Origin of the sequence: Erwinia sp. V71, from assembly GCF_965644245.1 — a bacterium.
Lineage (GTDB): Bacteria > Pseudomonadota > Gammaproteobacteria > Enterobacterales > Enterobacteriaceae > Erwinia.
The window spans coordinates 1-3185 of record NZ_CBFFRK010000208.1 but is presented as its reverse complement, the minus strand read 5'-3'; the positions used below and the strand labels follow the sequence as shown (position 1 = coordinate 3185).

Sequence of the window (3185 nt, the reverse complement as noted above, 5' to 3'; positions counted from 1 at the left end):
CTGAATTCGCGGTTAACCCTTCCTCCTACACTCTCCACAATCATGTCCGAGCGTTGCACTTATTATCTGAATTCGCGCTATTCATTTTCATTCGACTTGCCATTCGCTATTTTCTTTATGCGAATTTCAGCGTTAGTTATCTATTTTTATCATTTGCTTCAAAAGAGCCTCTGCCGTCAGAATAATTTTTCAGGCGGCGCCTGAATATACCTAAATTATAAAAGTTTACGCAAAGCAGTGTTATTCGTTGTGATTATACCCGTCATATTTCAAGCCGCAGATGCGTTGGCTGCGCCCGCTCACCCCAGTCACATAGTTATCTATGCTCCTGGGGATTCGCGGGCTTGCCGCCTTCCTGCAGCTCGAATTATTTAGGGTATAACCACGAAGAAAGTGATTGTTTTCGCGATATCAGGAAAAGGTTCTATCATGAAATTATCCAAATTACTGTTGTCGCTGGTAATGGCGGGAAGTCTCTCTTCAGCCTGGGCGGCCGATCAAAATGTCCCGTCTCATACGACCTTTCAGGTCAGCGCGGATAATCAATTAAAAAGTAAATTGCCTGCGGATATTCTGAAACGTGGTTATATTCTGGCGGGCACCAACCCGAATACACCACCGACCACCTTTTATCAGGAAGATAATAAAACCCTCGCTGGACGTGAAATTGATATTTTCAATGCGGTCGCCGGACGTCTTGGCGTAACGGTGCACTGGCAGGATACCGGCGGTTTCGACAATATTATTCCTGGCCTGAAGTCAGGCCGCTACGACGTGGCGCTGTCGAATATTAACGCCACCAAAAAGCGTATGGATCAGGTGGATTTCGTCAGCTATTACGACGCCTCACGCCTGGGTGTGATCTCGCGTAAAGACGCAAACATCGCGCCATTTACCTCCTTCCAGCAAATCTGCGGCCAGGAAGTGGGCGGCGGAGCGGGCACCACACAGCTGACGCGTCTGGAAGAAGCCAGCAAAGCCTGTGAAGCAGCAGGGAAACCGGCGCTGAAAATCGCGGTATTCCCGGACCGTCCATCGGGCGTGCAGGCGGTGGTCAGTGGCCGCGTGCCGATGTTCTTTGGTCCGTATGAAGGCTTAACCTGGCAGGTGTCGCAGGTCAAAGCGCTGGCGATGACTGGCACCATTGAAGTGAATGATGCGCCAGTCTCCATCGCTTTCCCGAAAGATTCACCGCTGGAAGAAGCGGTGCAGGACGCGCTGAACTCGCTGATTAAAGACGGCACTTACCAGAAAATTCTCGATAAGTGGTCGATTGGCTTCGGTGCGGTGAAAGAAGCGAAACGTAATCAAGAGATTCTGTAATGAACGGTGGTCACAGCGAACATCCTGAAGAGCTACGAATCGTCGGTAAAAAATACCCCGGGCGCTGGAGCAGCGCCCTGCTGGTAGTGGCGCTGTTGTTCACTGCCGCCCACTCAATGCTCAATAATCCGCGTTTTGAATGGGGCGTGATTGCCGCCAGTTTTACCGAAACCTCCATTCTGCAGGGCGTTTTAATGACGCTCAAACTGACCGCGATTTCGGTCATCTTCGGCTTTGCCGGAGGGACGGTGCTGGCGTTGATGCGTCTGTCATCGAACCCGGTGCTGATCGCCGTCAGCTGGACCTACACCTGGTTTTTCCGTGGTGTGCCGATGCTGGTGCAGCTGTTCCTCTGGTATAACATCGCCGCTCTCTATCCCAATATCTCATTGTCCCTGCCGTTCTTCGGCGAAGTGTGGAGTGCCTCGGCCAATGATCTGATCAGCCCGTTTAGCGCGGCGGTGATTGCGCTGGTGATGCATCAGTCGGCCTATGCCGCGGAAATTGTCCGTGCCGGTATCCAGAGCGTCGGCAACGGGCAAATCGAAGCCGCCAAAGCACTTGGCTATCGCCCGGCACAGATTTTCCGTCATACCGTGTTACCGCAGGCGATGCGCGCCATTCTGCCGCCTGCCGGTAACGAAGTGATTGGTCAGCTGAAAACCACGGCCGTGGTCTCGGTGATTTCGCTGCAGGATGTGCTCTATTCGGCGCAGATTATCTATCAGCGCACCTATGAAGTGATTCCATTATTGCTGGTGGCGACGCTGTGGTATCTGGTGATGACCTCGTTACTCTCCATCGGCCAGTACTATGTCGAGCGTTACTTCAGCCGCAGCACAATTCGCCGTAAGGCAAAGCAAAACATCAAGCAGCCGGAGCCGGCGTACAGCATTGACAGCGGGAGAACCAGCAATGGGTGAGGCGATTCAGTTACGTAAAGTCACCAAAAAATTCTCCGGTAATACCATTCTGGACGGTATCGATCTCGATATTCCTGCCGGTTCGGTGACGGTGATCCTCGGGCCATCTGGCTCCGGGAAATCGACGCTGTTGCGCTGTATTAATCATCTGGAAAAGCTCGATGGCGGCACCATTCGCATTGGCGGTGAGCTGGTCGGCTATAAGCAGGTGGGTAAGGCGCTGTATGAACTCAACAGCAGGCAGATTGCCGCCCAGCGCAGTCGCACCGGGATGGTGTTTCAGCAGTTCAACCTGTTTCCGCACCGCACAGTGTTGCAGAACATTATTGATGCCCCGATACGGGTGAAAAAGCAGGGCCGCCAGCAGGCAACAGCCAAAGCGCGTGCGCTGTTGCAGCAGGTGGGGCTGGCGACGCGTGAAGATGACTGGCCGCAGCAGTTGTCCGGCGGACAGCAGCAGCGTGTGGCGATTGCCCGCGCGCTGGCGATGGACCCGGAAGTGATGCTGTTTGATGAGCCGACCTCAGCGCTGGACCCGGAGCTGGTCGGCGAAGTGCTACAGGTGATCAAAAAGCTGGCGCACTCCGGTATTACCATGGTGATCGTGACCCACGAAGTCGGTTTTGCCCGTGAGGTGGCGGACAATATTATCTTTATGGAAGAGGGCAAAATTGTGGAGTCTGGCCCCGGCAAAACGGTGCTGGATGACACACAAAATATCCGCTTCCGTCACTTCTTATCGACGGTGCTGTAGCGCCGTCTGTCAATGATTGCCCTGTTGTCTGGCTGACTCAGGGCAGACATCTCTTCTGTTGCCACCTGTGCTGTCATGTCATCCCGCTGAAACACCCATTCTGTCTTCCCCGCGAATTCAGATAATAAGTGCAACGCTTGGTCATGTGGATGGAGGGACGGTTAGCTACCGATAAGCTATCCTGC

4 protein-coding genes are annotated in these 3185 nt (G+C 53.4%); all 4 read left to right on the top strand.

Annotation, left to right across the window (positions count from 1 at the left end; genetic code table 11):
• On the top strand, positions 1-204 hold a 204-nt coding region (locus ACSZO1_RS22030), incomplete at its 5' end, for a hypothetical protein (protein WP_437616480.1).
• Between the two features lie 225 nt (positions 205-429).
• Positions 430-1323 carry an ABC transporter substrate-binding protein gene (locus ACSZO1_RS22025; RefSeq protein WP_437616478.1) on the top strand — a complete coding sequence of 298 codons (894 nt, stop codon included), beginning with the start codon at positions 430-432 and terminating at the stop codon, positions 1321-1323.
• Positions 1323-2246: an amino acid ABC transporter permease gene (locus ACSZO1_RS22020; protein WP_437616476.1), complete on the top strand. Its 924-nt coding sequence runs from the start codon at positions 1323-1325 to the stop codon at positions 2244-2246. The genes ACSZO1_RS22025 and ACSZO1_RS22020 overlap by 1 nt, the downstream gene beginning before the upstream one ends.
• Positions 2239-3000, top strand: a complete 762-nt coding sequence (locus ACSZO1_RS22015) for an amino acid ABC transporter ATP-binding protein (protein WP_437616474.1) — start codon at positions 2239-2241, stop codon at positions 2998-3000. The genes ACSZO1_RS22020 and ACSZO1_RS22015 overlap by 8 nt, the downstream gene beginning before the upstream one ends.
• Positions 3001-3185 lie beyond the last annotated feature (185 nt).